Here is a 25,375-nt window from a genome sequence, read left to right on the forward strand (position 1 = left end):
TTAATTGGCAAAACCTACATTCGAGGGCATGGGCCGGCCTTAGCGCCGGCGTGGACCCGTCGAACCGGAAGAAATGCCGCCAATGGCGCGAGAGGCTGCCGCTGGATTTGTGTCGCGAGGCCGCGCCCTGGCGCTGGGGCTGTCGCGCCATGTCCGCAAGGCCGTCTTGCTGGGCGCCTGCGCGCTGGTCATTTTTAATTCTTTTGCCCGCGCCGCCGATCCGATCCGGGGCGAGGCGACTTTCTCGGCCGGTGGCGGCTTTGCCCGTCTCGTCATCAAGCTCGGCGAGGATGTTCCCTCCGAGGTGACGACCGCCGGCTCCATTCTCGTCATCCGCTTCGACCGCCCGGTCGACGTTCCCGTCGATCGCGTGCCGGAGGGCGCGCCCGACTATATCAACTCCGCGCGTCGCGACCCTGATGGCAGCGCCATCAGGCTGTCGCTGGCGCGGCGCGTCACCGTCAACACCATGAATGCGGGCGAGCGCACCTTCATCGACCTGCTGCCGGAGGGATGGAAGGGCCCGCCACCGAGCCTGCCGATGGATGTGGTGAAGGAGCTCGCCGAGCGCGCCCGTGTTGCCGAGCGCGCACTGCGCGCCCAGCGCGCCGCAGCCGAAAGCAAGAAGCGTCCGCCGATCCGCGTGCGCGCCTCGGTACAGCCGACCTTCGTGCGCTTCGTGTTCGAGATGCCCGACGGCGTCGGCGTCTCCTCCGTGCTCAATGAGCAGAAGCTCACGCTCGTCTTCAATGCCAATCTCAACTTCGATCTCGCCGATGCCATCGTCGCCGCGCCGCCGAACGTCGCTTCGATCAAGCAGAAGGCTGACATCGATACGACCAGCGTCGAGATCGCGCTGATCGGCGATTCCGACGTGCACTCCTTCCGCGACGACAAGAACTATGTCGTCGACATCGCCTTCCAGCCCGACAAGGGCAAGACCGCGGCGACGGCGGAGGCCGCGATCGCAAAGGCTGAGGCCGGCAGTCACGGACCGGCGCCGGCGGCTGAAAAGCCGGCGGCCGCCAAGCCGCAGGAGGCTCATAGCGAGATCAAGCCGCCGACCTCGGAGGTGATCGCGCGCGAAGCCAAGATCGAAGTGAAGCCCGAAGCGCCTGCCGCGATGCCGGCAGCCGAAGCGCCGAAACCTGCTGCTGCCGTCAACTCGACCGAAGCTCCCCATGTCACGGACGCGCCCAAGCCCGCGCCGCCCGCGATGGAAGCCGCTGCGCCTGCCAAGCCAATGGCTGCCGAAGCGCCTAAAGAGGTCGCGCAGGAATCCGCGAAGGAGCCGGTCAAGGAACAGCCCAAGGAGACGGTCAAGGAAGCAGCAAAGGACGCGCCCAAACCGGCTCCGGTCGAGGCGCAAGCCGGCTCGCCGCCCCCTGTTGCCAGCGTCGATGCGCGGCGCGACAGCGACGGCTTGCGCGTGGCGTTCCCGCTTTCCGTTGCAACGCCGGCCGCAGCGTTCCGCCGCGGCGACACGGTGTGGCTGGTGTTCGACTCGCCAAAGCCCATCGATGTCGAAGCGATCCGCGCCCGGGGTGGTGCGATGATCGGCGAGGTCAGCCGCATGCCACTCGAGAGGGGACAGGCGGTGCGAATCCGTCTCACCCGTCCGCTGGTCTATTCGCTGACCAGCGAGGAGGTCGGCAAGGAGACCAACTGGCTGCTGACGCTCGCCGACAAGATCCAGGCGCCGCCGTTGCCGCTGATGATGTCTCGCAACATCACCGATCCCGCACTCGCCAACATCGCCATCCCCTTTGCCAATCCAGGCCAGCTGCACAAGCTTACCGACCCTGACGCCGGTGACATGCTCTACGTCGTCACCGCGCAGCGGCCGGTCCGCGGCTTCATCAAGCGACAGGATCTCGTCGATCTCTCGCTGCTGGAATCCGCGCACGGCATCGCGATCCGGCCGAATTCCGACGATGTCGGCGTCGAGGTCGGACAGGACAAGGTCATTCTCGGCAAGAAGGGCGGCCTGACGCTGTCGCCGGTCGACGTCTCTGCGGAGCGCGCACCGACTGCGGTGCGGCCGGTCTTCAGTCCCGAGAGCTGGCGCAAGGGCCAGTCGGAAGATTTCTGGACGCGCCAGAGCGATCTGATCACGGCGATCTCGGCCGTCGAGCCGGCGCAGCGCTCGCTGCCGCGGCTCGATCTCGCCCAGTTCTACATGTCGCGCGCGATGTATTACGAAGCCAAGTCCGTGACCGAGGTGATGCTTTCGGATCCGCTCAACAAGGAGGAGAGCAGCGCGCTGATCATCCACGCGATCGCGAGCATCCTGATCGGGCGCACGACCCAGGGCCTGAAGGATCTCGCCAACCCCGTGATCGGCAACAGCCACGATTCCCAGCTCTGGAAGGCGCTCGCTTATGCGCGCCAGGGCAAATGGGCGGACGCCCGCGAAAAATTCAAGAACGTCGAATTCGCCATCGCTTCGCTGCCGCTGGACGTCCAGCGCATCGTGACGATGGATGCGATGCGCGCCTCGCTCGAGGTCAAGGACTATGCCGGCGCCTCCAAGCGCCGCGGCGAGATCGAAGTGGTCGGCGTGCCGCCGGAGGCGGCGCCTGGCTTTGCGGTGCTGCGCGGCCGGCTCGCCGAAGCGCTCGGGCACGACAAGGACGCACTCGACGACTATAAATTCGCGGTTGCCTCGGCCGATCGGCAGGCCGCCGCCGAAGCCAAGCAGCTCGAGGTCGCATTGCGCCAGAAGCGCGACGAGATCGGCAAGGAAGAGGCGCTAAAGGAGCTAGAGACGCTGTCGATGACTTGGCGCGGCGACTCGATCGAGGTCAAGACGCTGCAGATGCTATCGCAGCTCTATTCGGAGAACGGGCGCTACCGCGACGCGCTCACCGCGGCGCGCACCGCGACGAAGATGCAGCCGAACTCGGAAGCTTCGCGCCAGGCGCAGGATCTGGCGTCGGACCTGTTTACGCAGATCTTCCTGGGGCCCAAAGGCGATGAACTGCCGCCGGTCGAGGCGCTCGGAATGTTCTACGAGTTTCGCGAGCTGACGCCGATCGGCCGCCGCGGCGACGAGCTGATCCGCCGTCTTGCCGATCGTCTCGCTTCGATCGACCTGCTCGACCAGGCCGCCGAGCTCCTGCAATACCAGGTCGACCATCGCCTCGAAGGCGCAGCACGCGCGCAGGTCGCCGCGCGCCTTGCCATGATCTATCTCGCCAACCGCAAGCCGGACATGGCGATCACGGCGCTGCGCGCCAGCCGCATCAGCGACCTCTCCGGCGAGCTGCGGCAGCAGCGCCTGCTGCTCGAGGCGCGGGCGCAGAGCGACGTCGGCCGGCATGACCTCGCGCTCGACATCGTTTCCAACGTATCGGGGCGTGAAGTGCTGCGGCTGCGGTCGGATATTTTCTGGGCGGCGCGGCGCTGGCGCGAGTCTGCCGAGCAGATCGAGCTCTATTACGGCGATCGCTTCCGCGACTTCAAGCCGCTCAACGCGGTCGAGAAGAGCGACATCATCCGCGCCGCCGTCGGCTATGCGCTTGCCGACGATTCGATCGGACTGTCGCGTTTCCGCGAGAAATACGCGCCCTTGATGAGCGAGAGCGCCGACCGGATCGCCTTCGACATCGCCAGCAAGCCGGCCGCCGCCTCCAGCGCCGAATTCGCCGAAATCGCAAAACTCGCCGCAAGCGTCGACACGCTCGACGGTTTCCTGCGCGAGATGAAGCAGCGCTTCCCCGACGCGACCGCCCGCGCGCCGGCGTCGCCGCAGGCCAAGGACGAGACCGAGCATACCGGCTCGCTGCCGACGATCCCCGTCGTGCGGCAGATCAAGATGACGCGGTAGAAATTCTGCTACTTCTGGCCTCTCGACAGGTGCCGGCCGAGGCGGCAACCTGCCCACCTTCATGCCGGGAGAGCGACGATATGAGCAAGCCTGCCAAGACCGAAGCCGAACTCATCGCCATGGCGCGGGCCGAATTGAAGGTCCATGCCAACGGTCCTGACAGCCTCGTCATCTCTGTTGTCCGCGACGGCGACAGCTGGGAGTTCCGGGCCGACGCCGACCAGGCCACACGCGACAAGCCCGGCTTCCCCGAAAGCGTCGCGATGCTGGTGCAGATCGGCGATCACCTCAGCAAGCAATACGACGTGAAGTAGGAGCGTCGCTCCGCGCGACGCGCGGCCCGAGGCGTCGCCACACACTCGTCATTGCGAGCGCAGCGAAGCAATCCAGAATCTTTCCGCGGAGGCAGTCTGGATTGCTTCGTCGCAAGGGCTCCTCGCAATGACGGGCAAAGGTCGGTGGCAATCATTGGCGCCGGGTGGATGCGCCACATGTTGCGCCCGGCGCCCACTATCCCCCGTAACTCTGCACCAGGCTCCCCGCCACCAGCGACCAGCCGTCGACCAGCACGAAGAAGATCAGCTTGAACGGCAGCGAGATCGTCGCGGGCGGCAGCATCATCATGCCCATCGACATCAGCACCGAGGCGACGACGAGGTCGATGATCAGGAAGGGGAGGAACAGCAGGAAGCCGATCTCGAAGGCGCGCTTCAGCTCGGAGATCATGAAGGCCGGGACCAGGATGCGCAGCGCGAGGTCGTCGGGCGTCGCCGGTGGCGGCTCGCCGGAGAGATCGAGAAACAGCTTCAAATCCTTCTCGCGCACGTTCTTCTGCATGAAGCCGCGCAACGGAACGGAGGCGCGCTGGAACGCGTCCTCGACGCTGATCTGGTTGGCGACCAGCGGGCGGATGCCGTCGTCGTAGGATTTCTGCAGCACTGGTCCCATCACGAAGAAGGTGAGGAACATCGCCAGCGCCAGGATCACGGAGTTCGGCGGCGCGGTCGCCGTGCCCATCGCGGTGCGCAGCAGCGACAGCACGACCACGATGCGCGTGAACGACGTCATCATGATCAGGATCGACGGGGCGATCGACAGCACCGTGAGCAGCGCGATCAGCTGGATCGCACGCTCGGTGACGCCGCCACCGCCAGCCCCGCCGCCGAGATTGATGCTGATGTCCTGCGCATGCGCAGGGCTTGCGAGCGACGTCGCGGCGATCAGGACAGAAAAAAAGAATACTCTACGCGGGAAGGACGGCAGCCTCACGAAGACGGCTTCGGACGGCCGAGCAGCGAGGCCATCTCGTCTTCGAGATTTTCAAAGCTGGTCTTCTCCTGAGCCGGCCTTGCCGGCGGAGCCGGAGGTACGGGCGGCTCGGCGCGGGCAGCGCGCGGCGCAGGCGCATCCGGTGCCACCGGCGGGGCGATGGGCTCGCCGGCCGGACGGCGCAAGGCAGCCTCGAGGCGCTGGGCCATCTCGGCGAGATTCTGCTCGGCGCTCGACGGCGCGGCGGCAGCGGGGGCGGGCGGCGGAACGGGGGGAGCGGCCTGCGGTATCGGGGGAGGAGGTGGCGGCGCAGCTGCACGCTCGGCGCGCACCGGCGGCATTTTCGCCGGATCGCTCTGGCGCGGCGGGCGCGGCATCAGCGGCGGTTCGTTGCGTGCAACGCGCGGCATCGGCTCGTGACGAGACTCACGCTCGGGACGCGGCATCGGTTCAGGCGGGAAGCCGCCGAGCTGCGGCTCACTGCGGCGCTCGGCCAGTGCAGGCGCCGGCCGGCGGACCTCGTCGGCGAACGACGGACGCGCGGGCCGGGGCGGCGGCTCGGGCATCTGCGGTTCGGGATGGTCGAGCACTTCGGGGCGCGGCGCCTCGTCGGCCCAGCTGCCGGCATCGGGCATCGGAGCGAGGCGCGGCGGCTCGGCGGCGCTGGGACGCTGCGGAATCTGGTCACGGCCCGCGGCGGCGCGCACGATATTCGGTTCGACGACGATGTCGGTGGGGCCCCCGATCATCAGGAGATGCTCGACATTGTCACGGCGGACCAGCACCAGGCGCCGGCGGCCGTCGACCGCGGCCGCGTCGATCACGGCGAGCCGGGGCATCCTGCCGCGCTGGGTGTTGGCGCCGAGCCGGGTGGTCGCGAATCGGCGGACCAGCCACGCCGCGACGCCGATCAACGCCAGAACGACGATGAACGCGACGATGAAGGTGATAGGACTACCGTTCATACCTGTCCCCGGTAAATGGCGCTTCTGTCCTGCCTATAGTCGGATCCCGACCATCGGCCTGCGATGCCCCAAACCTGTGATTTCTTAACGTCCCGCGGCAAGTTCTGCCGTCCCCAACTCTTAATAACCCATGAATCGCCCGATCCAAAACGACTTCTTGGCCTGCGCATGCGTCGCCAAGCGGTTGGGTTAATGCGGCTTTTGGAACGGGTCGAATCAGGGGGCGGGATTACATGTCTCAATCGGAAACATGGATCCGCCGTGCCTTAACCACCTGTTAACCATACACGCGGCAAATTCTGCCTAGCTTCGGATCTCAGGGTCCGCAAGAGGCGGAAGGAGCCGCGACGATGTCCATCAACGATCTACCGGTGTTGTCGGCGCTTCGCACCAAGATGCAGTGGCACCAGGAACGCCAGCGCGTCCTGTCCGAGAACGTCTCCAATTCCGACACCCCCAATTTCCGGCCACGCGAGCTGGTCGAGCCGAAGTTCGACAAGAACGGAGCCACCACAGGCTCGATGGGGACCCTGGCCATGACCGTCACCAGCGCCTCCCACATGACGCCGTCGGGGGCGGCCTCGAGCTTCGACCAGAACAAGAACGCGGGTTTCGAGACCCGCCCCGCAGGCAACGCCGTCAATCTCGAAGAGGAGATGATGAAGTCCGCCAACAACCAGATGGACTACGCGGCGGTGACCTCGCTCTACTCGAAGAGCCTGCATCTTCTGAAGACCGCGATCGGCAAAGGCTAGAGCATGATCTCGGAAAAGTGTGAAGCGGTTTTCCAAAAAGATCATGCTCAAAGATAGAGAACCAGAGGAGCTAGATCATGGCCAACGACAGCAGTGACTTTGCCCGCTCGATGGCGATCGCGACCTCGGGCCTGCGGGCCCAGGCCGGGCGCATGCGGGTGATCTCCGAGAACATCGCGAATGCGGATTCGACCTCGGCCACCGCGGGCGGCGATCCCTATCGGCGCAAGGTGCCGACGTTCTCCTCCGCGCTCGACCGCACGCTCGACGCGCAGGTGGTCACGCTTGGCAGGATCAAGCCCGACCAGTCCGACTTTCGCGTCAAATACGAGCCGACAAATCCGGCGGCGGACGCCAGCGGCAACGTCAAATATCCCAATGTGAATTCGGTGGTCGAGATGACCGACATGCGCGATGCGCAGCGGTCCTACGAGGCCAATGTCAACATCATCAGTGCAACGCGCCGGATGATCCAGCGCACGCTCGACATCCTCAAGGCCTGAACAGGAAATTTTAAGCCATGGCAACACCGACAATCGCGGCCAACGCCTACGCCAATCTTGCGCGTGTGCTGGAAAATACCGGCGCGGGCAAGGGCAGCGAGCCGAACGGGCAGTCCTTTGCCGCGCTGCTGAAAGACGCCGTCGGCAGCGTCATGGAATCCGGCCGCAAGTCCGACGCGCAGACCGTGGCGATGGCCAACGGCAAGGCCAACGTCATGGACGTGGTGACGGCGGTCGCCGACACCGATGTCGCGGTGTCCACGCTGGTCTCCGTCCGCGACCGCGTGATCGCGGCGTATGAAGACATCATGAAGATGCCGATCTGATTTCTGGAGCTGGCGCTCGCCCAGCCGTCATTGCGAGCGTAGCGAAGCAATCCAGAGTCGTTCCGCACGCGCCAGTCTGGATTGCTTCGCTTCGCTCGCAATGACGAGGGGATAGGTCTTCGTATCGCCCGGGATGGCGGTGGGGAGGCGAGGAATGAATAGAGGAATTCTGTAAATGACCGGACCCGAGACCCTCGACGTCGCCCGCGATGCGATCTGGACCATCGTGATCGTGTCCTCGCCGCTGATGGTGGTCGGGCTGGTGGTCGGCGTGATCGTGTCGCTGTTCCAGGCGCTGACGCAGATCCAGGAGCAGACGCTGGTCTATGTGCCGAAGATCCTGGCCATCTTTGCCACAATGCTATTGGCGCTGCCGTTCATGGCCGACGCGCTGCATTCCCACATGCTGCGGATCTCGTCGCGAATCATCGGTGGCTGAGGCACAATGCGCTCACCATGCGCATCGACGTCTCGCTGCTGCCGGCACTTGCCGCGGCCTTCATGCTCGCTTTCGCCCGGGTCGGCGCGATGGTGATGCTGCTGCCGGGGCTCGGCGAGACCAACATCCCGACGCGGGTGAAGCTGTCGATTGCGCTGCTGCTCACGCTGATCATCCTGCCGCTGCATCGCAACGCCTATCAGGTCGACATGGGCTCGCTCGCGCCGATGCTGGTCCTGATGCTGCATGAGATCGTGATCGGCATCGTGCTCGGCGCCACCGCGCGCGTGACGCTCGCGGCGCTCCAGGTCGCGGGCGCGGTGATCGCGCAGCAGATGGGACTTGGCTTCGTCACCTCGGTCGATCCGACCCAGGGGCAGCAGGGCGTTCTTGTCGGCAACTTCCTCACCATGCTGGGCGTGACCTTGCTGTTCGCCACCGACAGCCATCATCTGGTGATCGCGGCGCTGAACGACAGCTATTCGATCTTTGCCCCGGGCGAGACCGTCTCGAGCGGCGACGTCGCCTCGCTGGCGACGCGCGCCTTCTCCGCCGCGTTCCTGCTCGGCCTGCAGTTGTCGGGGCCGTTCCTGGTGTTCGGCCTCGTCTTCAACATCGGACTTGGGGTGCTGGCGCGCCTGATGCCGCAGATGCAGGTCTATTTCGTCGGCGTGCCGCTGTCGATCTTCGCGGGCTTCATGGTGCTGGCCGTGGTGCTCACGGCGATGATGGGCACCTATCTCGACTACTTCATCGGCGTCATGCACCAGATGCTGCCGCTCAAGTGACGGGTGATCGATGGCCGAAGACAACGATCCAGAGAGTCAAACAGAAGACCCGACGCAAAAGCGCCTCGACCAGGCGCTCGAACGCGGCGACGTCGCCAAAAGCCAGGAGATCAACACCTGGTTCATGATCGCGGGCGGCACGCTGGTGGTCTCGACCTTCTCGGGCTCGGTCGGCAGCGGCCTGCTGACGCCGCTGCGCAATCTGCTCGCCAATTCCTGGATGATCAAAACCGATTCCGGCAATCTGCTCGCGCTGATGCAGCAGATCGAGGTCGCGGTGCTGGCTGCGGTCGGCGTGCCGCTCTTGATGCTGGTGATCGCGGCGATTGCCGGCAACATGCTGCAGCACAGGCTGGTGTGGTCGACCGAATCCCTCATTCCCAAATTCAGCAAGCTCTCGCCGGCTGCCGGCTTCAAGCGCATCTTCGGCAAGCAGGCGGGGGTGAATTTTCTCAAGGGCATCGGCAAGCTGGTCGTGCTCGGTGTGGTCATGACCACGATCCTGTGGCCGGAGCGGCACCGCATGGAGGCGATGGTCAAGCTTGATCCGATGGCCATGTTGGGCGCCTCCACCGGCCTGACCGTCCATCTGCTCGGCGCGGTGGTCGCAGCGCTCGCGATCATCGCCATCGGGGATTATTTCTTCCAGTATCGCAGCTGGTTCCAGCGGCAGAAGATGTCGCTGCAGGAGATCAAGGAAGAGTTCAAGCAGTCCGAAGGCGACCCGCACATCAAGGGCAAGCTCCGGCAATTGCGGCAGCAGCGCTCCAAGAAGCGCATGATGGCGGCGGTTCCCAAGGCGTCGGTGATCATCACGAACCCGACCCACTATTCGGTGGCGCTATCCTACGAACGCGGCATGTCGGCGCCGATCTGCGTCGCCAAGGGCGTCGACAACCTCGCGTTCAAGATCCGGGAGATCGCGCGCGAGCACGACATCCCGATCGTCGAGAACGTGCCACTGGCCCGCGCGCTCTATGCGACCGCAGAAATCGACAAGGAAATCCCCGTCGAGCACTACCATGCGGTCGCCGAAGTCATCGGCTATGTCATCCGGCTGAAGCGCGGTTTCAGTGCCGCGCGGCAATAAAACCCCGGAAAAGTACCGGAAATGGCTGTAAACTGGGAATCAGCGTACCTTTCGCCCCTGTCGCCCTTGCGTCCGCGGGTCCGATTCAGGCAGGGAGGACCCGACGTGCCCTGTGGCGCGTTGATTCTCTGCCGACAGGCTGCCCTAGCGTGAAATGACCGCCGAGACCGACCACAATCTGTCACGCGAGCCCGTTGCGGCGCATGAGCCGTCGCCGCGCTCGGGCAGCATTGCGCTGGTGCTGCTGGTTGCCACCGGCCTCGTCGTGGTCGCCGTCGGCCTGATGACGCTCGGGCGTGCGCAGGCGCAGCCCTACATTCTCGGCATCCTCGCCGTGCTGGCGATGATCGGCCTGTTCAACCTGTTCGCCTTCGCCGCCGGCATCATCCGCTTCGCCGACCGCAATCTCGACGATCCCATCATCGGCCGCATCTCCGACCATGCCTTCGACGGCCTGGCCGTGACCGATCCGCGCGGCCATGTGGTCTATTCCAACGCGGCCTATCTGACGCTGACCGGCGCCGCCGGCCCGCAGGACGTGCGCCCCGTGGAGCGCGTCTTCATCGGCAATCCTGACGTTTCCGAAGCCGTGTTCCGCCTGCTGAAAGCCGCCCGCGAAGGAAAACGGCAGCAGGAAGAGGTGCGCATTTCCGGCCAGGACGGCAGCCACGGGCGCTGGCTGCGCATGCGGGTGCGTCCGCTCGGCACCGGCAAGCGCGAGGCCAAATATGCGGTGTGGTCGATCGCCGACATCACCCGCGACCGCGAGCGCCAGGAAGACGTGTTCCAGGAACTCCAGCACGCGATCGAATATCTCGATCACGCGCCGTGCGGCTTCTTCTCGGTCAATCCCGCCGGCGAGCTCGCTTATGTCAACGCGACGCTGGCCAACTGGCTCGACTATGATCTCGCCGAGATCGGCTCGGGCGGCCTGAAGCTCGCCGACATCGTCTCGGGCGACGGCGCTTCGCTGCTGTCTTCGATCGTGGCGGTGCCGGGCGAGGTGAAGACCGAGGTCTTCGACATCGATCTGCGCATGCGCACCGGCAAGACCATGCCGGTCCGGCTCTATCACAAGCTCGCCTTCGGCGCCGACGGCGCGCCGGGACCCTCGCGCACGCTCGTCATCAGCCGCGCCCGTGACGAGCGCAGCGATCCTGATCGTGCGGCCGAAGTGCGCTTCATGCGCTTCTTCGACCACACGCCGATGGCGATCGCCACCGTGGATCGCGGCGGCAACGTCGTGCGCGCGAATGCGCGCTACGCCAAGCTCGCGCAGGGCCTCGGGCTCGACAGCGCCTCCAAGTCGATCTTCCGTGCGGTCAATGCGCGCGATCGGCACCTTTTGATTGCAGCCATCAATCAAGCGGCCGAAAACCAGGCCGACATCGCGCCGGTCGAGGTGGCGTTGGAAGGACCGAAGGAGCGCTGGGGCCAGTTCTTCGTCACGCCCGTCGATGCCGCCGAGAACGATGCGGAAGCCGCGATCGTGCACATGCTCGAGACCACCGAGCGGCGTGCGCTGGAGAATCAGATCAACCAGTCGCAGAAGATGGAGACGGTCGGCCAACTCGCCGGCGGCATCGCTCACGACTTCAACAACGTGCTCTCCGCCATCATGATGGCGAACGACTTCCTGCTGAACGCGCACAAGCCGACCGATCCGTCGTTCCAGGACATCATGCAGATCAAGCAGAACGCGACGCGGGCTGCGACCCTGGTGCGGCAGCTGCTCGCCTTCTCGCGGCGGCAGACGCTGCGGCCGCAGGTGCTCGATCTCGGCGATGCGCTGTCCGATCTCACCATGCTGCTGCGCCGGCTGATCGGCGAGAAGGTCAAGCTCGACCTGATCCACGGCCGCGACCTATGGCCGGTCAAGGTCGACGTCTCCCAGTTCGAGCAGGTCATCGTCAATCTCGCGGTGAACGCGCGCGATGCCATGCCCGACGGCGGCAAGCTGATCATCCGTACCGCCAACGTCGCGACGGAAGAGGCGGGCAAGCTCGCCTACAAGGGCATGCCGGCGGCGGATTATGTGCGGATTGAAGTTGCCGACACCGGCACCGGCATTCCCGCTGATATCAGGGACAAGATCTTCGAGCCGTTCTTCTCGACCAAGGAAGTCGGCAAGGGCACTGGCCTTGGCCTTTCAACCGTCTACGGCATTGTCAAGCAGACCGGCGGCTTCATCTACGTCGATTCCGAGCCGGGGCAGGGCACCTCGTTCCACATCTTCCTGCCGCGTCACCACGCCGAGGCTGAGGTGCCGGTTGAGCAGCCCGCCGTTGTCGCCGCTGCGGCCAACGGCGCTGCCAAGGACGCTGCGTCCGCCGCTGTGGAGAGCAAGCCTCGCACCGATCTCACCGGGCAGGGCACCATTCTGCTGGTCGAGGACGAAGAGGGTCTGCGCGCGCTGAACGCTCGCGGCCTGCGCTCGCGCGGCTATACCGTGGTCGAGGCCGAGAACGGCGTCGAGGCGATGGAGGTGCTGGACGAGCAGAGCGGCGCGATCGATCTCGTCGTCTCCGACGTCGTCATGCCGGAAATGGATGGGCCGACGCTGCTCAAGGCGATGCGGGAGAAGAACCCGGATATCCGCTTCATCTTCGTCTCCGGCTACGCTGAAGACGCTTTCGAGAAGAGCCTGCCCGAGGGCCAGCAGTTCGACTTCCTGCCAAAGCCGTTTACGCTCAGCCAGCTCGTGGCGGCGGTGAAGGAGACGATGACGAAGCAGGGATGAGTGAGGTAGGGGCGGAGACGGCTCAGACTCCGTCATTGCGAGCCACCGGGTCCGCGCGAAGCGCGGCCCGATGACAGGCTCCGCGAAGCAATCCAGACTGCTACCGCGGAGGAATTCTGGATTGCTTCGTCGCAAGGGCTCCTCGCAATGACGGGGAGGGAGCGGAATTTCCCCGCCGGTAACCCGCGACCACAGTTCCCGCCTGTATCCGGCCAACCCCCCGTCAAATATGGACTTTTACCGTGTCCCCGCGACCGAGGGCCGCAGCCGCGGGTTCCGAAACCGGCTTCCTTTTTGGTGAAGTCTGCCCATGTTACTGGCACGTCCCCATGCCGGGGATTTGGGAAACGAACATGAATTTCTCGCAATGGTCCCGCAGTCTCGTGAAGACGATTGCCGTCGTTCTGGCGCTCGCGCTGCCGACGGCGCTGGCGATCTCGTCCGCTGACGCCCGCGTCGGCGGCGGCTTCTCGTCGGGTTCGCGCGGTTCGCGGACCTTCTCGGCCCCGCCGTCGACCACGACCGCGCCGGGCTCGACCTCGCAATTCAACCGCACCTATAGCCAGCCGGGCGCGGGTATGAGCACAACCGCGCCTTCGCGCGGCGGCTTTTTCAACCGCGGCGGCGGCTTCCTGGGTGGTCTTGCGGCCGGCTTCCTCGGCGCCGGGTTGCTCGGCATGCTGTTCGGTGGCGGCCTGTTCGGCGGTCTCGGCGGCCTGTCCTCGTTCCTGGGCCTGATCATCCAGATCGTGCTCGTCGTGTTCGTGGTGCGGCTGGCGATGTCCTGGTGGCAGCGCCGCAATTCGCCGCAGGCGGCCTATGCCGGTGCGGGACCGCAGACGAGCTATCGCAGCGGTCTCGGTGGCGGTCTTGGTGGCGGTCTTGGCTCTGGTCTGGGCGGCGGCTTCGGCGCCAACAAAGCGCCGCTCGAGATCAAGCCTGCTGATTATGAGGCGTTCGAGCGCCTGCTCGGCGACATCCAGTCGGCGTGGTCGAACGAGGACGTTGCAAAGCTGCACACGCTCGCGACGCCGGAAATGGTCTCCTATTTCGAGCAGGACCTTGCCCAGAACCGCGCGCGCAACGTCGTCAACAAGGTGACCAACGTCAAGCTGTTGCAGGGCGACCTCGCGGAAGCCTGGCGTGAAGGCGAGACTGATTACGCGACCGTGGCGATGCGCTTTTCGCTCACCGACAAGACGGTCGACCGCAACACCGGCGCGATCGTCGCCGGCAGTGAGCAGCCTGGCGAGGTCACCGAAGTCTGGACCTTCGCGCGCCGCCCGGGCAGCCCCTGGGAATTGTCGGCGATCCAGCAGACCAACTGATCGCACGCAGAGCAACAAACGAGGGCGTCGTGCCTCAAGCACGGCGCCCTTTTTCGTTGAGCCGCCGATGCCCTGATACGGCCGAGCATTTTGCGGGAAGCACTTAATTGCTTGTTGCCTGCGCCGAGCTCCCGCAACTTCGCGCCAGCCAGGTGCAGAAGGAGATATTCGGTGAGCCAGTCCGTCGCGCACTCCAGGACACATCACGACAACCCCGCCAGAAATTCGTCCTTGCCGTTGGAGGCGATTGAAGCTGCCTATGACCGGATCGAGGCCGAGCGCGACCGCAATTGCTGGATCTATGTCCGCCCGCGCGAGGAGGCGCTCGAAGCATGCCGCAAGCTCGTGGCGCGCGCGCGGACGGGTGAACATCTTCCGCTGCTCGGCATTCCCTTTGGCGTGAAGGACAATATCGACGTCGAGGGAATGCCGACCACCGCCGCCTGCCCGGCGTTCAGCTACACGCCGTGGCATTCCGCGCGCAGCGTCGAACGCCTCAGCGCGGCCGGCGCAATTTGCCTCGGAAAGACCAATCTCGATCAGTTCGCCACAGGCTTGTCCGGCGCGCGTTCCCCCTATGGCCCCTGCGCGTCGGTCGCCGACGCGCGCTATGTTTCGGGCGGCTCAAGTTCCGGGTCTGCGGTCGCCGTGGCGGCAGGGCACGTGGCGTTCGCGCTCGGCACCGACACCGGCGGGTCCGGCCGCATCCCCGCCGGTTTCAACAACATCGTCGGAATCAAGCCGACCGTTGGGCTTGTGTCGTCACGCGGGCTGGTGCCGAATTGCCCGACGATCGATTGCGTTTCGGTGTTCTGCAATACCGTCAGCGATGGCGAGGCGATCCTCGACATCATCGAAGGATTCGACTTCGAAGATCCCTACAGCCGCCGACCAAGGGCGTTTTCCTTCGCGGGAGGATCGTTGTCATCGTTCCGGTTCGGCCGCATTGCATCCGCCGATCTCGAATGCTTCGGCATGCCGGAATGCGGCGAGCTCTATCAGCGCGCCTGCGCGCGTTTCACCGAGATCGGCGGAACGGCTGTTGAGGTGGACTTCACCCCGTTCCGGCAGGCCGGGGAGTTGATGTTCAGCGGACCTTGGGTCGCCGAGCGGCACTCGGCAATCGCTGCGCTCCTGGACATCGAGTCCGGCTCCCTGCTCGATGTCACCAGGACCGTGCTGGCTTCAGCCGCCGGCTATTCGGCGATCGACACGTTCGGCGCGATTCACCGTTTGCACCGGCTGCGCCGCGACGCCGAGGCGATCTTTGCGGGGATCGATGCACTGGTGGTCCCGACCGCACCGCGGCCCTTCACGCTGGAGGAGATGCTGGTCGATCCGATCACCCTCAACAATCACCTCGGCTACTATTCGTACTTTGCCAATCTGCTTGATCTCTGCGGCGTAGCGGTTCCGAATGCGACATTGCCTGATGGCATGCCGATGGGCGTGACCCTGCTGGCGCCGGCCTGGCACGATCGCGCGCTGATCGGACTGGCGCGGCGATTCGAGGCTGGTGCAGACCGAGCGGCGTTCGCATTGAAGCCCAGCGCCTGAAAGGCGGAGATTATTCCATCTCCTGCGCGAGCATCGAAAGATCCAGGATCGAAATCACGGATCTGTCGTACCGGATCACGCCTTCCTCCTGGAGCCGCGCGAGCTGCACGGTCACCCATTGGCGGGTGGACCCGATGAGATTGGCGAGATCGCCGTGGGTAAACGGCATGCCGACGACGATCTCGTTGTCGCGCTTCACGCCGTAGACGTGCGACAGGAAGATCAGCAGGCTGTGCAGCCGCTCGGTCACCGAGCGCGTCCCAAGCATCTGGGCCATCGCCGAATAGCATCGCGCCTTGAACGCCAGGGCATCCAGCAAGGCGACGGCGATCGCCGCCGATTCCAGCGCAAGCCGCCGCAGCGCCGGGCCGGGCATGAACGTCAGCTGGCTGCGTTCGGCCGCAACCGACGTCCACATATGTGGGCCCGTTCCGAACATGTCGGGGCCGCCGACGAAGTTGCCGGGGAACCAGTAGGCGAGGGTGACCTCGCGCCCTGACGGCGCCGCATAATAGCTGCGGATGCGCCCCTCGCTGATCAGGTAGATCCCGACCTGTGCGTCGCCCTGAGACCAGACCAGTTGGCCGGCTTCCAGCGTCTTCTCGCGTCCGATCGCACGCAGGCGATTGCGATCGGCCCGGTTGAGGCCATCGAGCAGGCCAGGCAGCGGCCTGACGAGGTCGTCCGACTCGGCCAGCATCACACCTGCCGCTATCGCGCTGTTCGCCCTGTGCATCGCCGGCTCCACCATGAGACCCGGCGTCGACGATTCAAGAACCATGCCAGCGCAATGCGATTCTCCTCTCGATTTTCGAGGTCGAGGCGATCAGTTCGAGTCCGACTGATTGAACGCCCGCGCTCCTTCGGCGCGGATGACGTCGAGACAATCCTTCTTGAGGGAAAGATATGATGGTTCGACCATGATCGTGCTCGACCGCGGACGCGGCAGCTTGACCGCGACCTCGCGCAGGATGCGGCCAGGTCCCGCGCTCATGATGAGAACGCGGTCGGCGAGCACGATGGCTTCATCGATGTCATGCGTGACGAACACGATTGTCGCCTTGATCCGGTCGCGCAGCTCCAGCAGATTGTCTTGCATCACCGCCCGGGTCTGCGCGTCGAGGGCCCCGAAGGGTTCGTCCATCAGCAGCACGCGGGGCTGGTTGGCCAGCGCCCGCGCGATCGCCACGCGCTGTTGCATGCCGCCGGACAGCGTGTTCGGATAAGCGTCGGCGAAACGCTTGAGACCGATCATCGCGATCAGATCGTCGGCGATGGCATTCGCTTCCTTCCTGGACTTGCGATGCATCCTGGGGCCGTGCGCGATGTTCCTGCGGACCGACTTCCAGGGGAAAAGATGCGGCTGCTGGAACACCATGCCGACATCGGGCCGCGGGCCGCCAACAGGCGAGCCTTCCACCAGGATGTCGCCTTCATAAGGCACTTCCAGTCCGGCGATCGTGTTGAGCACCGTCGATTTGCCGCAGCCGGAGGGCCCCACGACGCAGACGAATTCGCCAGGCGCGACGTCAAAGGACACGCGATCCACCGCGACGGTCTGCCCGCGATGGGTGTCGAACACGATGCTCAGGTTCGAGACTTGAATGGCCGGTTGCTTCCGAGCCGAGTCCACGGAGGCCGGTGAGCTTGCCAGCGCCAGTTTCACGATCGATCGAGATCCCGACATCAGCGCCACCAGACGGTACGTTCGGCAAGAACCGCAAACAGCCGGTCGGCAATGAACGAAATCAACCCGAGCGCGGCGAGCCCGCCCATGACCTGGCCCGTCTGCATGTTCTGCTGCGCAATCTCGATCCTGTAGACGATGCCGGCGAAAGTGCCGGCAAGCTCGGCCGCGACCAGCGTGTAAAAGGAGATGCTGACAGCGGTGCGCAAGCCCACCACGATGTAGGGCAGCGCGCCCAGCAGCACGATCTCCTGCAGCATCTGCCGCCGCGGCGTGCCGAGCATCAAGGCCGCCCGGATCAGGCCGCGGTCGACCTTCTGCACGCCGATATGGGTCGAAAGCCAGACCGTGAAGAACACGCCCCATACGACGAGGAAGAGTTTGCCGGCCTCCGACAGGCCGAACCAGAGAATGACGATCGGCACGAAAGCAATCGGCGGAATTGGCCGCAGGATATGGAAGAGCGGGGACAGCAGGCTCGACATGACCGGGAATTGGCCGGTGAGGATGCCGAACAGGATGCCGAGGGCGCCGCCCACCATGAAGCCCGTGGTGACGCGATAGAGGCTGGCCGTGAGATCGACGAGGAATTGTCCGCTTCGTATCCACTCGAGCACGGCCGCGGCAACCACCGTCGGCGGCGGAAACAGCACCATGTTGACGGCCCCGGAGCGGGACGCCAATTCCCAGAGGCCGACGAACAGCGGCAGCGACAGCGCCCCGACCAGAATATTGAGGCGGCGAAGACGGGCTGAATCCGGCCGCCGGTTGCGGCCGCTACTGCGAACAGCAATCCGCTGTGGCGCTGACGTGCCATCCTGCATGGCTGTGCGGGTGCCTATTTCCACGAAAGAGTGACCCGTTCGGGGGCCATTTTTTTCAGCGGCTCGCTGACGACGACCTTGCTGAAGTCGGGCATCACAGCGCCCGGAGGATGGTTGCCGCTCTCGAGGCGCCATGCGGAGTGGGTCTTGAGAATCTCGACCAGCCGGTCGTCGAGACGCACCCGGTAAACATAATCGGTCCAGATCGGGGCGAGCTCGTCCCGCTTCATGCCGACGGCGTCCGCCACGACCGTGATCGCGTCATCCGGATGTGCCTTCATCCAGACCTCCGCATCGATCAGTGCGGCGATGAACTTCTCGATCAGCGCGGGGTTGGCGTCCAGATAAGGCCTCATGACGACGATGTTGAACGTCTCGGAATAAGTGCCTGAAGTATCGAGCTCGGCGACGGCTTCGCCCAGGGCCTTCTTCGCGTTGGCGATGTGGGGCTCCCAGGTGTCGATCGCATCGATGCTTCCGGCTGCGAGCGCCGGCAGCATCTCCTGCGGCCGCAGGTTGACGAGGGTGACATCCTTGGCCGTCAATCCCGCCGATTTCAGCAAGGTCGCCGTGTAAACCTCGCTGCCGGTGCCGGCGGTGAATCCGATTCGCTTGTCGCGAAGATCCGCCCTGGTCTTGATGGCGGCCTTGGCCGTGACGACCGTCTTGAGGTCGGAATATTCCATGCCGGCGACGAAGGCGATGGGCTGGCCAGCCATCGCTGCAGCGGTGACCGGCGCCTCGGCCGTCGTCGCGATGTCGGCGCCGCCTCCGATCACGGTGTCCAGGCATTGCTTGCCGGACGTGAAGTTCGCGACCGTGACGTCCAGTCCGTTCTTTTCGAAGATTCCCTTCGATTTGGCGACGATCGCAAGGCCGGAGATCGGTCCGAGGTTTTGCGCAAGCCGGGCTTTGAGCAATTCCGCGGCCGAGGCGCAGCCTGGACTGATGGCAAGGCACCAAAGCGCAAGTGCTGCGATTGGGCGGACGGTGTTCCAGTGCATGACGATCTCCCTCGTGCCGCGCCCGGCGGCAGCCCCGATGCGACCGCGGAGACCGCCCTGAACGGTCCCGCCACAGACTCCCGCGTCCTCCCGGCCGGTCGCTTGAGGATCGGCCTATGTTGGCATGCTCGCCCGGCGCCACGATCTCGGGAAGCAATTAATCGACACGACGTTCGGGGACCGGCGTGTTGGAGTGTCAGCAAGGCGGCGCCGTCTCATCCTGACGGAACATCCGACCGCATGCTACATTGGGCCCGTCGCTCCCACGCTCACGGACCCCTCCCATGAAATACGAGCTCTATTACTGGCCCGAGATCCAGGGCCGCGGCGAATATGTGCGGCTGGCGCTGGAGGAGGCGGGTGCGGCCTACGTCGACGTCGCACGCGGCCCGCGCGGCAGCGGCGCCATGATGAAGATGATGGAGGCCCGCAAGGGCACGCCGCCCTTTGCGCCGCCGTTCCTGAAAGCGGGCAAGCTCGTCATCGGCCAGACCGCCAACATCCTGCTCTATCTCGGCGCGCGACATGGGCTCGCGCCGAAGACGGAAGCGGGTAAACTCTGGGTGCACCAGCTTCAGCTCACCATCGCCGATTTCGTGGTGGAGATCCACGACACCCATCATCCGCTCGGGCCATCGCTCTACTATGAGGACCAGAAACCGCCGGCCAAGAAGCGCACGGCCGCGTTCTGGGACGAGCGCGTGCCGAAATATCTCGGCTATTTCGAAGGGCTTCTCGACAGCAACGGCGGTGCCCATGTCACCGGTCGACGCTTGACTTACGTCGATCTCTCGCTGTTCCAGATCGTCGCCGGACTGCGCTATGCCTTTCCCAGGCGCATGAAAGCGTTCGAGAAGAATATCCCTGGTCTCGTCGGCCTGCATGACCGCGTCGCCGCACGGCCGAACATCAAGGCCTATCTCGCCAGCGATCGCCGCATTCCCTTCAACGAGCAGGGCATCTTCCGGCGCTATCGCGAGCTGGACGCCTAGGTCGCGCTATCCGGCAAAGTTGCGGCCGGGCACGCGAAAGGCCCGGTCGTCGGGACCGGGCGATCCATTGCAGAAAAGCTCGATCAGGCGAGCTGATCGATCCGGGTGCCCTGACCCGGCGGCAGCGGCGCCGGCGGCGTCGGCTGGTAGGTCGGGTCGTTGTCCTGGGTCTTGGTCTGGTCGTCCGGCTGCTTGGTCGTGTCGTAGCTCGGGACCACGATCGTGACAGGCGGCGGCGCAACGCTGGAAACGCTCATCCACGGATCCTCACAGATTGAACCTGATGACCCTGCCCTGCGAGGGACGAATGGTCCGTCAAGCCAATCGTTAAAATGCGAAGGGATCTGGTGGGTTGAATGACGTTTTCTCGCGCCAATCGTCCCGATGTCCCGGCGAGCCAGTGGCCTCTCCTCGTCATTGCGAGCGCAGCGAAGCAATCCAGAATCCCTCCGTGGAAAGACGCTGGATTGCTTCGCTGCGCTCGCAATGACGGAGTACGTGGTGGGCAGCGTCGCGATGCCCTCTGCACTCGGGGAAGGAGTGAAGGCAGCCCGGCCTACTCGTCCTTGGGCCGCGTGATCGCGATCGCGGCTTCCGTCTTGGTGCGGGTGCATTCCATGTTGAGGCGCTTGTAGCGCATGGTGATCTTGTCGCCGCGGAGCAGGCCCATGCGCTTCAGGCAGCGCGTGGCGCCGGTCGTGGTGTCGTCCTTGGTCACTGTGAAGATGATCGCGGCCGCGGAGGCCACGAGATCATAGAACTGCGGCGTCGGCTTGCGGTCGCCCTTGGCGTAGAGCTCGTTGGAATAGGCCTGTCCCTGAGAACGGCAGCCGAGCGACAGCTCCTTCGCCGCGGGATGGGTGAGGTAGATGATGTTGGCGGCCTTGAAGTTGACCTTCAGCCCGTCGATGCCGCCGGCAAGCTGCTTGGCGATGTCGTCGCACTGGTCGGCGCGCGCAGGCGCAGGCAGGGTCACAAGGCCGGTGATTGCAGTGGCGGCAATAATCGCGCCGCGGACGTGCAGTCTGGAAATCATGATGAAAAGCCCCTTGAGGGCGCGCATTCAACCGTCGCCGCGCGCGAAGCGCAAGGGGTGCAACCCGGCTCGACCGGGCACAACTCCAGCTATTGCAGGCAGGCGGCAAAAATGGCCGTCATGGCACCCAAATAAAGCACCGAATCGGGATGCCCCGGCCGCGCCAGGACGCCTTCCCTTTGTGGCAAAAAAGCTTAGAACGCTTCCATGCTGAGAGGCCCGCCAGGGCTGCAAAACCCGAGATCGCCCCATGAACGCTCCCACCGCCTTCCCCGACCAGTCCAAGCCCGTCCCGCCCTACAAGCACACCCCGCTGTTTCCGCTGGGCAAGGACGAGACGCCCTACAAGAAGATTTCGTCCGAGGGCGTCAGGGTCGAGAAGGTCTTGGGCAAGGACATGCTGGTAGTCTCGCGCGAGGCGCTGCGGGCGCTGTCGGAGGCGGCTTTCGGCGACATCAATCATTATTTGCGCCCGGGCCATCTGAAGCAGCTCCGCGCCATCCTGGAGGACGGCGAGGCCAGCCCGAACGACAAGTTCGTCGCACTGGATTTTCTGAAGAACGCCAACATCGCCGCCGGCGGCGTGCTGCCGATGTGCCAGGACACCGGCACTGCGATCATCATGGGCAAGAAGGGCTGCAACGTCATCACCGACGGTGAGGACGAGGCGGCGCTGTCGGAAGGCGCGCGCGATGCCTATTTGCGCCGTAACCTGCGCTACTCGCAGGTTGCTCCCTTGTCGATGTATGAGGAGAAGAACACCGCCAACAACATGCCGGCGCAGTGCGAGATCTATGCCGAGGGCGACGACGCCTACAAATTCATGTTCATGGCGAAGGGCGGCGGCTCCGCCAACAAGAGCTTTCTGTTCCAGGCCACGCCCTCGGTGCTGACCAAGGACCGGTTGCTGGCTTTCCTGAAGGAGAAGATCCTGACGCTCGGCACCGCCGCGTGCCCGCCTTATCACCTCGCCATCGTGATCGGCGGCACCTCGGCCGAGCTCTGCATGAAGACGGTGAAGCTCGCCTCCGCCCGTTATCTCGATGCGCTGCCGACCCACGGCTCGCCCGATGGCAACGCCTTCCGCGACGTCGAGATGGAGAACGAAATCCACAAGATGACGCAGTCGCTCGGAGTCGGCGCGCAGTTCGGCGGAAAATATTTCTGCCACGACGTGCGAGTTATCCGCATGCCGCGCCACGGTGCCTCGCTGCCGATCGGGCTTGGCGTGTCCTGCTCGGCCGACCGCCAGGTGCTCGGCAAGATCACCAAAGACGGCGTCTATCTCGAGGAGCTCGAGCATAATCCGGCGCAGTACCTGCCTGAGGTCGAAGAGGCGCTCGGCGGCGAGGTGGTCAAGATCGACCTCAACCAGCCTATGAAGGACATTTTGGCGACGTTCTCGAAATATCCGATCAAGACGCGGGTCTCGATGACCGGCACCATGATCGTCGCGCGCGACTCTGCACACGCCAAGCTGCGCGAGCGGCTGGAGAAGGGCGAGCCGCTACCCGACTATTTCAAGAACCATCCGGTCTACTACGCCGGCCCGGCCAAAACGCCCGAGGGCTACGCCTCCGGTGCGTTCGGTCCGACCACGGCGGGCCGCATGGATTCCTTCGTCGACCAGTTCCAGGCCGCCGGCGGCTCGATGGTAATGGTCGCAAAGGGCAACCGCGCACCTGCCGTGCGCGAAGCTTGTAAAAAATATGGCGGCTTCTATCTCGGCTCGATCGGCGGCGCGGCGGCGAACCTCGCCGAGCACTGCATCAAGAAGGTCGAGGTGCTCGAATATCCCGAGCTCGGCATGGAAGCGATCTGGCGCATCGAGGTCGTCGACTTCCCGGCGTTCACAATCATCGATGACAAGGGGAACGACTTCTTCAAGGAGTTGAATCTGGGCTGAGGCGGCACTCTGGCGCCGTCATTCCGGGGCGCGCCTCTTGGCGCGAGCTATGATGCGCAATTGCGCATCTGAGAATCCATCGGGCTTCAATGTTGGTGGAAGAATGGATTCCGGGCCTGCATGCTGCGCATGCATCCCGGAATGACAGGCAGGTGGAGTAGCTCTACGCCCGTGCTCCGGTGAACGGGAAACTGCCCATCGGGCCGATGCCCATCTCGCCGTTGATGCTGTCGCCGGAGACCGTGCCGGTGAATTCGAGCGTCAGCGGCATCGGATTGGTGATCGAGACTTTCCAGGAGACGTTGTCGCCGCTGACGGTGCCGTCAAAAATCTCGGCGGTATTGCCGTCCGCGTCCAGCGTGCCCGTGAGCGTGCCGCCGCCTTGCTTCAGGCTCAGCGTTGCTTGGCGCTCGCCCATCGGCGTCGTCATGGTCAGATTCCAGTTGCCGTCCACGGCCATTCGCGTCTCCCGAACATTGTCGCGGCCGGTTGCGACGATCCGCAACCAGTCCCGGGCCGAGCCTATAGCGCAACTCGGCTCGCGCGCCTAACGTCGTGTCAGCGGCAATCAGGCGCGGGCGGCGGCGCGGCGGCGATTGGTGACGACGAGCCGAAACACCACGTACTGCACGGCAAAGGCCAAAACCTTGGCGCCGCCCGCGATCACCGAGATATAGAACGCCCACAGCTTCAGATCGCCGGTCGAGGCGACGATGATCGTGCCGGCACCGAGGGCGAACATCAGCGCGGCCCAGGCATAGCCCGCAGCGGTGACATAATCCGGCGCGGTCTCGACCACCATCGGCGGCATGTAGCGCAGCATCCAGCCGCGCTTGAGCATGATCGCGCCGATCGCAAAATGCGCGATCGCGGGCTTGGCCAGCATGAAGCGGGGATCGTTGGTCAGCAGCGTCACCGTGCCGAGCACGACGACGAGCGCGACGCTCGCATAGGTCATGTAGCCGAGCTCGCGCCCCTTGACGCGGGCAAAGATCACCTGGGCGATCGCGCCGGCGACCGCCACCGACGTCGCCACGATGACGTTGTCGGTGATCAGATAGATCACCAGGAAGACGATAGCCGAAAGGAAGTCGGAGGCGAGGCGGGCGAATACGTCCTTCATCGTCGGTCCTGTCTCACGGGGCTTCCGGCAGCGCGGCGGCCTGCGCACCATACTTGATCTGACGATATTCGGGATACCATTTGGTAAAATAGATCGCGCTGTTGCGGGCGGCGAAGGCGACCGCGAGGCCCGACCACACCGGCAGGCCCGGGAAGTAGAGCAGCGCGATGTTGGCGGCCATCATCAGCAGCGCGGCCACGGTCCATGCCGCGGTGATGACGTAGTTGGCGGTGAGGAAGCCGGGCATTGCCGCCGTCTCGGCCGGAACGGACTCGATCGCGTATTGCAGCGTGAAGGGCCGGCGCGCCAGCATCGAGCCGAGCGAGATGACGAAGATGCCGATATCGACCGAGAGCTTGACGCCGAGCGTGCCGAGCGTGGGGTGCAGCACGAGGAAGAGGCCGATGCCGGCGAACAGGATCGCCGAGCCCGCGGCCAGGATTTTCACCGAGCGGCCGCGGGCAACATCGATCGCGATCGTGGCGAGACAGATCGCGGAGCCCGCGAACACGCTGATCGTGGCCGACGTCATGAACATCAGGAAAGTGTAGACGCCATAGGGGGCAAGGATCAGGAAGATCGTCATGGTCGCCTCGGTCGCACCAATCTTTACGGTGTCAAGATTGATAGTTCAGCGCCGGCGCCGGGTCAAGCAAAATCTTTACAGTGTCAAAATGACGTGAATGACCTGTAAAAACTCAATTGTCGCAATGGCTTGTTCTGACATCTCCTCCGCCATGGCGGCCCAGGGGAGGCGCGACAGGATGGTCAGCGCGGAGGCGATCAGAACGCCGATGGTCAGGTAGATGCTGCCGCCGCGGCAGATCGTGAATTTGCGCGAGCCCGGCTTTGCGTACATGCCGAGCGGATGCAGCAGCCGCGACAGCAGAAGCACGCCCATCAATACGTGAATGCGCAAGGCCGATGCGCCTGACATTTCGAGCAGCGCGACCATCAGCGTGATGATGGGGACGTATTCCATGAAATTGCCATGGGCCCGGATCGCGCTGCGCAGGTTTTCGTTGCCGCCATCGTCAAAGGCGGCCCTGCTGCTCCATCGCAGCCGAATGACTTGCAGCGCGAGTGCGGCGTAGATCAGCGCGAGGATGGCGAGATAGTTCGCGGTGATCGAAGGCATATGCATGCGAGATCTCCTCTACCCGTCATTCCGGGCGGCGCGAAGCGTCGAACTGCGGTGCGCAATTGCGCACCTG

The 25,375-nt window shown here is 64.7% G+C and carries 25 protein-coding genes; 13 read left to right on the forward strand and 12 right to left on the reverse strand.

The features are described from left to right. The first annotated feature begins 82 nt into the window (after positions 1 to 82). A complete protein-coding gene (locus ACNJX9_RS15505; RefSeq protein ID WP_439409459.1) occupies positions 83 to 3,829 on the forward strand; it encodes a tetratricopeptide repeat protein in 3,747 nt (1,248 codons plus the stop codon). Between the two features lie 80 nt (positions 3,830 to 3,909). Continuing rightward, entirely contained in the window at positions 3,910 to 4,143 is a 234-nt protein-coding gene (locus ACNJX9_RS15510) for a hypothetical protein (protein ID WP_057747380.1), read from the forward strand. 196 nt (positions 4,144 to 4,339) lie between these two features. On the opposite strand, the gene fliP is transcribed toward ACNJX9_RS15510, so the two are convergent. Both fliP and ACNJX9_RS15520 read right to left on the reverse strand, forming a co-directional pair. Further along, positions 4,340 to 5,098: a flagellar type III secretion system pore protein FliP gene (gene fliP / locus ACNJX9_RS15515; RefSeq protein WP_057747379.1), complete on the reverse strand. Its 759-nt coding sequence runs from the start codon at positions 5,096 to 5,098 to the stop codon at positions 4,340 to 4,342. Further along, on the reverse strand, positions 5,095 to 6,063 hold the full coding sequence (locus ACNJX9_RS15520; protein WP_439409460.1) for a flagellar biosynthetic protein FliO: 969 nt from the start codon (positions 6,061 to 6,063) through the stop codon (positions 5,095 to 5,097). The genes fliP and ACNJX9_RS15520 overlap by 4 nt, the downstream gene beginning before the upstream one ends. A gap of 350 nt (positions 6,064 to 6,413) precedes the next feature. On the opposite strand from ACNJX9_RS15520, the gene flgB reads away from it, so the two are divergent. The 9 genes from flgB to atzF all read left to right on the forward strand — a co-directional run bounded on the left by flgB (position 6,414) and on the right by atzF (position 15,589). Beyond that, positions 6,414 to 6,818, forward strand: coding sequence for a flagellar basal body rod protein FlgB (flgB, locus tag ACNJX9_RS15525; protein ID WP_057747377.1), 405 nt, complete (start codon positions 6,414 to 6,416; stop codon positions 6,816 to 6,818). 77 nt (positions 6,819 to 6,895) lie between these two features. Further along, on the forward strand, positions 6,896 to 7,321 hold the full coding sequence (flgC, locus tag ACNJX9_RS15530; RefSeq protein ID WP_057747376.1) for a flagellar basal body rod protein FlgC: 426 nt from the start codon (positions 6,896 to 6,898) through the stop codon (positions 7,319 to 7,321). Between the two features lie 17 nt (positions 7,322 to 7,338). Continuing rightward, entirely contained in the window at positions 7,339 to 7,647 is a 309-nt protein-coding gene (fliE, locus tag ACNJX9_RS15535) for a flagellar hook-basal body complex protein FliE (protein WP_057747375.1), read from the forward strand. Positions 7,648 to 7,822: 175 nt separating this feature from the next. Further along, positions 7,823 to 8,086, forward strand: a complete 264-nt coding sequence (gene fliQ, locus ACNJX9_RS15540) for a flagellar biosynthesis protein FliQ (protein ID WP_027534765.1) — start codon at positions 7,823 to 7,825, stop codon at positions 8,084 to 8,086. 17 nt (positions 8,087 to 8,103) lie between these two features. After that, positions 8,104 to 8,874: a flagellar biosynthetic protein FliR gene (fliR, locus tag ACNJX9_RS15545; protein WP_057747374.1), complete on the forward strand. Its 771-nt coding sequence runs from the start codon at positions 8,104 to 8,106 to the stop codon at positions 8,872 to 8,874. Between the two features lie 10 nt (positions 8,875 to 8,884). After that, a complete protein-coding gene (flhB, locus tag ACNJX9_RS15550) occupies positions 8,885 to 9,964 on the forward strand; it encodes a flagellar biosynthesis protein FlhB (protein WP_057747373.1) in 1,080 nt (359 codons plus the stop codon). A gap of 154 nt (positions 9,965 to 10,118) precedes the next feature. Continuing rightward, the gene (gene cckA / locus ACNJX9_RS15555; protein ID WP_057747372.1) at positions 10,119 to 12,704 is read left to right on the forward strand and encodes a cell cycle histidine kinase CckA; all 2,586 of its coding nucleotides are present in this window, start codon (positions 10,119 to 10,121) and stop codon (positions 12,702 to 12,704) included. Positions 12,705 to 13,033: 329 nt separating this feature from the next. After that, positions 13,034 to 14,032 carry a Tim44 domain-containing protein gene (locus tag ACNJX9_RS15560; RefSeq protein ID WP_439409461.1) on the forward strand — a complete coding sequence of 333 codons (999 nt, stop codon included), beginning with the start codon at positions 13,034 to 13,036 and terminating at the stop codon, positions 14,030 to 14,032. A 171-nt stretch (positions 14,033 to 14,203) separates the two neighbouring features. After that, positions 14,204 to 15,589 carry an allophanate hydrolase gene (gene atzF / locus ACNJX9_RS15565; RefSeq protein ID WP_439409462.1) on the forward strand — a complete coding sequence of 462 codons (1,386 nt, stop codon included), beginning with the start codon at positions 14,204 to 14,206 and terminating at the stop codon, positions 15,587 to 15,589. Between the two features lie 10 nt (positions 15,590 to 15,599). On the opposite strand, the gene ACNJX9_RS15570 is transcribed toward atzF, so the two are convergent. From ACNJX9_RS15570 to ACNJX9_RS15585, 4 genes are all read right to left on the reverse strand, one after another. Then, positions 15,600 to 16,325, reverse strand: coding sequence for a Crp/Fnr family transcriptional regulator (locus ACNJX9_RS15570; RefSeq protein ID WP_439409463.1), 726 nt, complete (start codon positions 16,323 to 16,325; stop codon positions 15,600 to 15,602). A 90-nt stretch (positions 16,326 to 16,415) separates the two neighbouring features. Next, positions 16,416 to 17,276: an ABC transporter ATP-binding protein gene (locus ACNJX9_RS15575; protein ID WP_439409464.1), complete on the reverse strand. Its 861-nt coding sequence runs from the start codon at positions 17,274 to 17,276 to the stop codon at positions 16,416 to 16,418. Then, entirely contained in the window at positions 17,276 to 18,100 is an 825-nt protein-coding gene (locus tag ACNJX9_RS15580; RefSeq protein ID WP_205668223.1) for an ABC transporter permease, read from the reverse strand. The genes ACNJX9_RS15575 and ACNJX9_RS15580 overlap by 1 nt, the downstream gene beginning before the upstream one ends. Positions 18,101 to 18,114: 14 nt before the next feature. Beyond that, positions 18,115 to 19,104, reverse strand: a complete 990-nt coding sequence (locus tag ACNJX9_RS15585) for an ABC transporter substrate-binding protein (protein WP_439409465.1) — start codon at positions 19,102 to 19,104, stop codon at positions 18,115 to 18,117. Positions 19,105 to 19,388: 284 nt separating this feature from the next. On the opposite strand from ACNJX9_RS15585, the gene ACNJX9_RS15590 reads away from it, so the two are divergent. Beyond that, complete coding sequence (locus ACNJX9_RS15590) at positions 19,389 to 20,096, forward strand: glutathione S-transferase (RefSeq protein ID WP_439409466.1); 708 nt, start codon at positions 19,389 to 19,391, stop codon at positions 20,094 to 20,096. 83 nt (positions 20,097 to 20,179) lie between these two features. On the opposite strand, the gene ACNJX9_RS15595 is transcribed toward ACNJX9_RS15590, so the two are convergent. Together ACNJX9_RS15595 and ACNJX9_RS15600 are read right to left on the reverse strand one after the other, a co-directional pair. Continuing rightward, the gene (locus ACNJX9_RS15595) at positions 20,180 to 20,353 is read right to left on the reverse strand and encodes a hypothetical protein (RefSeq protein WP_167353975.1); all 174 of its coding nucleotides are present in this window, start codon (positions 20,351 to 20,353) and stop codon (positions 20,180 to 20,182) included. A gap of 299 nt (positions 20,354 to 20,652) precedes the next feature. Further along, the gene (locus ACNJX9_RS15600; RefSeq protein WP_439409467.1) at positions 20,653 to 21,132 is read right to left on the reverse strand and encodes a hypothetical protein; all 480 of its coding nucleotides are present in this window, start codon (positions 21,130 to 21,132) and stop codon (positions 20,653 to 20,655) included. Positions 21,133 to 21,382: 250 nt separating this feature from the next. On the opposite strand from ACNJX9_RS15600, the gene ACNJX9_RS15605 reads away from it, so the two are divergent. Further along, positions 21,383 to 23,038 carry a fumarate hydratase gene (locus ACNJX9_RS15605; protein WP_439409468.1) on the forward strand — a complete coding sequence of 552 codons (1,656 nt, stop codon included), beginning with the start codon at positions 21,383 to 21,385 and terminating at the stop codon, positions 23,036 to 23,038. Positions 23,039 to 23,201: 163 nt separating this feature from the next. On the opposite strand, the gene ACNJX9_RS15610 is transcribed toward ACNJX9_RS15605, so the two are convergent. The 4 genes from ACNJX9_RS15610 to ACNJX9_RS15625 form a co-directional block, all read right to left on the reverse strand. After that, the gene (locus ACNJX9_RS15610; protein ID WP_057747366.1) at positions 23,202 to 23,498 is read right to left on the reverse strand and encodes a hypothetical protein; all 297 of its coding nucleotides are present in this window, start codon (positions 23,496 to 23,498) and stop codon (positions 23,202 to 23,204) included. A gap of 108 nt (positions 23,499 to 23,606) precedes the next feature. Continuing rightward, positions 23,607 to 24,161 (reverse strand): inner membrane-spanning protein YciB, encoded by a 555-nt coding sequence (locus tag ACNJX9_RS15615; RefSeq protein ID WP_439409469.1) that lies wholly within the window; start codon positions 24,159 to 24,161, stop codon positions 23,607 to 23,609. 13 nt (positions 24,162 to 24,174) lie between these two features. Continuing rightward, complete coding sequence (locus ACNJX9_RS15620) at positions 24,175 to 24,747, reverse strand: hypothetical protein (RefSeq protein ID WP_057747365.1); 573 nt, start codon at positions 24,745 to 24,747, stop codon at positions 24,175 to 24,177. Positions 24,748 to 24,822: 75 nt separating this feature from the next. After that, the gene (locus ACNJX9_RS15625) at positions 24,823 to 25,305 is read right to left on the reverse strand and encodes an MAPEG family protein (RefSeq protein ID WP_439409470.1); all 483 of its coding nucleotides are present in this window, start codon (positions 25,303 to 25,305) and stop codon (positions 24,823 to 24,825) included. Between the last annotated feature and the right edge of the window lie 70 nt (positions 25,306 to 25,375).

Source organism: Bradyrhizobium sp. BLXBL-03 (genome assembly GCF_051853015.1).
Classification (GTDB): Bacteria; Pseudomonadota; Alphaproteobacteria; order Rhizobiales; family Xanthobacteraceae; genus Bradyrhizobium; species Bradyrhizobium manausense.

Excerpts from the sequence above, each read along its gene's own strand:
- fliE (WP_057747375.1), top strand. The coding sequence starts at position 7,339 with ATGGCAACACCGACAATCGCGGCCAACGCCTACGCCAATCTTGCGCGT.
- flhB (WP_057747373.1), top strand. The coding sequence starts at position 8,885 with ATGGCCGAAGACAACGATCCAGAGAGTCAAACAGAAGACCCGACGCAA.
- ACNJX9_RS15580 (WP_205668223.1), bottom strand. The coding sequence starts at position 18,100 with ATGCAGGATGGCACGTCAGCGCCACAGCGGATTGCTGTTCGCAGTAGC.
- ACNJX9_RS15570 (WP_439409463.1), bottom strand. The coding sequence starts at position 16,325 with ATGCACAGGGCGAACAGCGCGATAGCGGCAGGTGTGATGCTGGCCGAG.
- ACNJX9_RS15610 (WP_057747366.1), bottom strand. The coding sequence starts at position 23,498 with ATGGCCGTGGACGGCAACTGGAATCTGACCATGACGACGCCGATGGGC.
- flgC (WP_057747376.1), top strand. The coding sequence starts at position 6,896 with ATGGCCAACGACAGCAGTGACTTTGCCCGCTCGATGGCGATCGCGACC.
- ACNJX9_RS15560 (WP_439409461.1), top strand. The coding sequence starts at position 13,034 with ATGCCGGGGATTTGGGAAACGAACATGAATTTCTCGCAATGGTCCCGC.
- ACNJX9_RS15605 (WP_439409468.1), top strand. The coding sequence starts at position 21,383 with ATGAACGCTCCCACCGCCTTCCCCGACCAGTCCAAGCCCGTCCCGCCC.
- ACNJX9_RS15620 (WP_057747365.1), bottom strand. The coding sequence starts at position 24,747 with ATGACGATCTTCCTGATCCTTGCCCCCTATGGCGTCTACACTTTCCTG.
- ACNJX9_RS15590 (WP_439409466.1), top strand. The coding sequence starts at position 19,389 with ATGAAATACGAGCTCTATTACTGGCCCGAGATCCAGGGCCGCGGCGAA.
- flgB (WP_057747377.1), top strand. The coding sequence starts at position 6,414 with ATGTCCATCAACGATCTACCGGTGTTGTCGGCGCTTCGCACCAAGATG.
- fliQ (WP_027534765.1), top strand. The coding sequence starts at position 7,823 with ATGACCGGACCCGAGACCCTCGACGTCGCCCGCGATGCGATCTGGACC.
- ACNJX9_RS15585 (WP_439409465.1), bottom strand. The coding sequence starts at position 19,104 with ATGCACTGGAACACCGTCCGCCCAATCGCAGCACTTGCGCTTTGGTGC.
- ACNJX9_RS15510 (WP_057747380.1), top strand. The coding sequence starts at position 3,910 with ATGAGCAAGCCTGCCAAGACCGAAGCCGAACTCATCGCCATGGCGCGG.
- ACNJX9_RS15520 (WP_439409460.1), bottom strand. The coding sequence starts at position 6,063 with ATGAACGGTAGTCCTATCACCTTCATCGTCGCGTTCATCGTCGTTCTG.
- ACNJX9_RS15505 (WP_439409459.1), top strand. The coding sequence starts at position 83 with ATGGCGCGAGAGGCTGCCGCTGGATTTGTGTCGCGAGGCCGCGCCCTG.
- cckA (WP_057747372.1), top strand. The coding sequence starts at position 10,119 with ATGACCGCCGAGACCGACCACAATCTGTCACGCGAGCCCGTTGCGGCG.
- ACNJX9_RS15595 (WP_167353975.1), bottom strand. The coding sequence starts at position 20,353 with ATGAGCGTTTCCAGCGTTGCGCCGCCGCCTGTCACGATCGTGGTCCCG.
- ACNJX9_RS15615 (WP_439409469.1), bottom strand. The coding sequence starts at position 24,161 with ATGAAGGACGTATTCGCCCGCCTCGCCTCCGACTTCCTTTCGGCTATC.
- ACNJX9_RS15600 (WP_439409467.1), bottom strand. The coding sequence starts at position 21,132 with ATGATTTCCAGACTGCACGTCCGCGGCGCGATTATTGCCGCCACTGCA.
- ACNJX9_RS15625 (WP_439409470.1), bottom strand. The coding sequence starts at position 25,305 with ATGCATATGCCTTCGATCACCGCGAACTATCTCGCCATCCTCGCGCTG.
- ACNJX9_RS15575 (WP_439409464.1), bottom strand. The coding sequence starts at position 17,276 with ATGTCGGGATCTCGATCGATCGTGAAACTGGCGCTGGCAAGCTCACCG.
- fliR (WP_057747374.1), top strand. The coding sequence starts at position 8,104 with ATGCGCATCGACGTCTCGCTGCTGCCGGCACTTGCCGCGGCCTTCATG.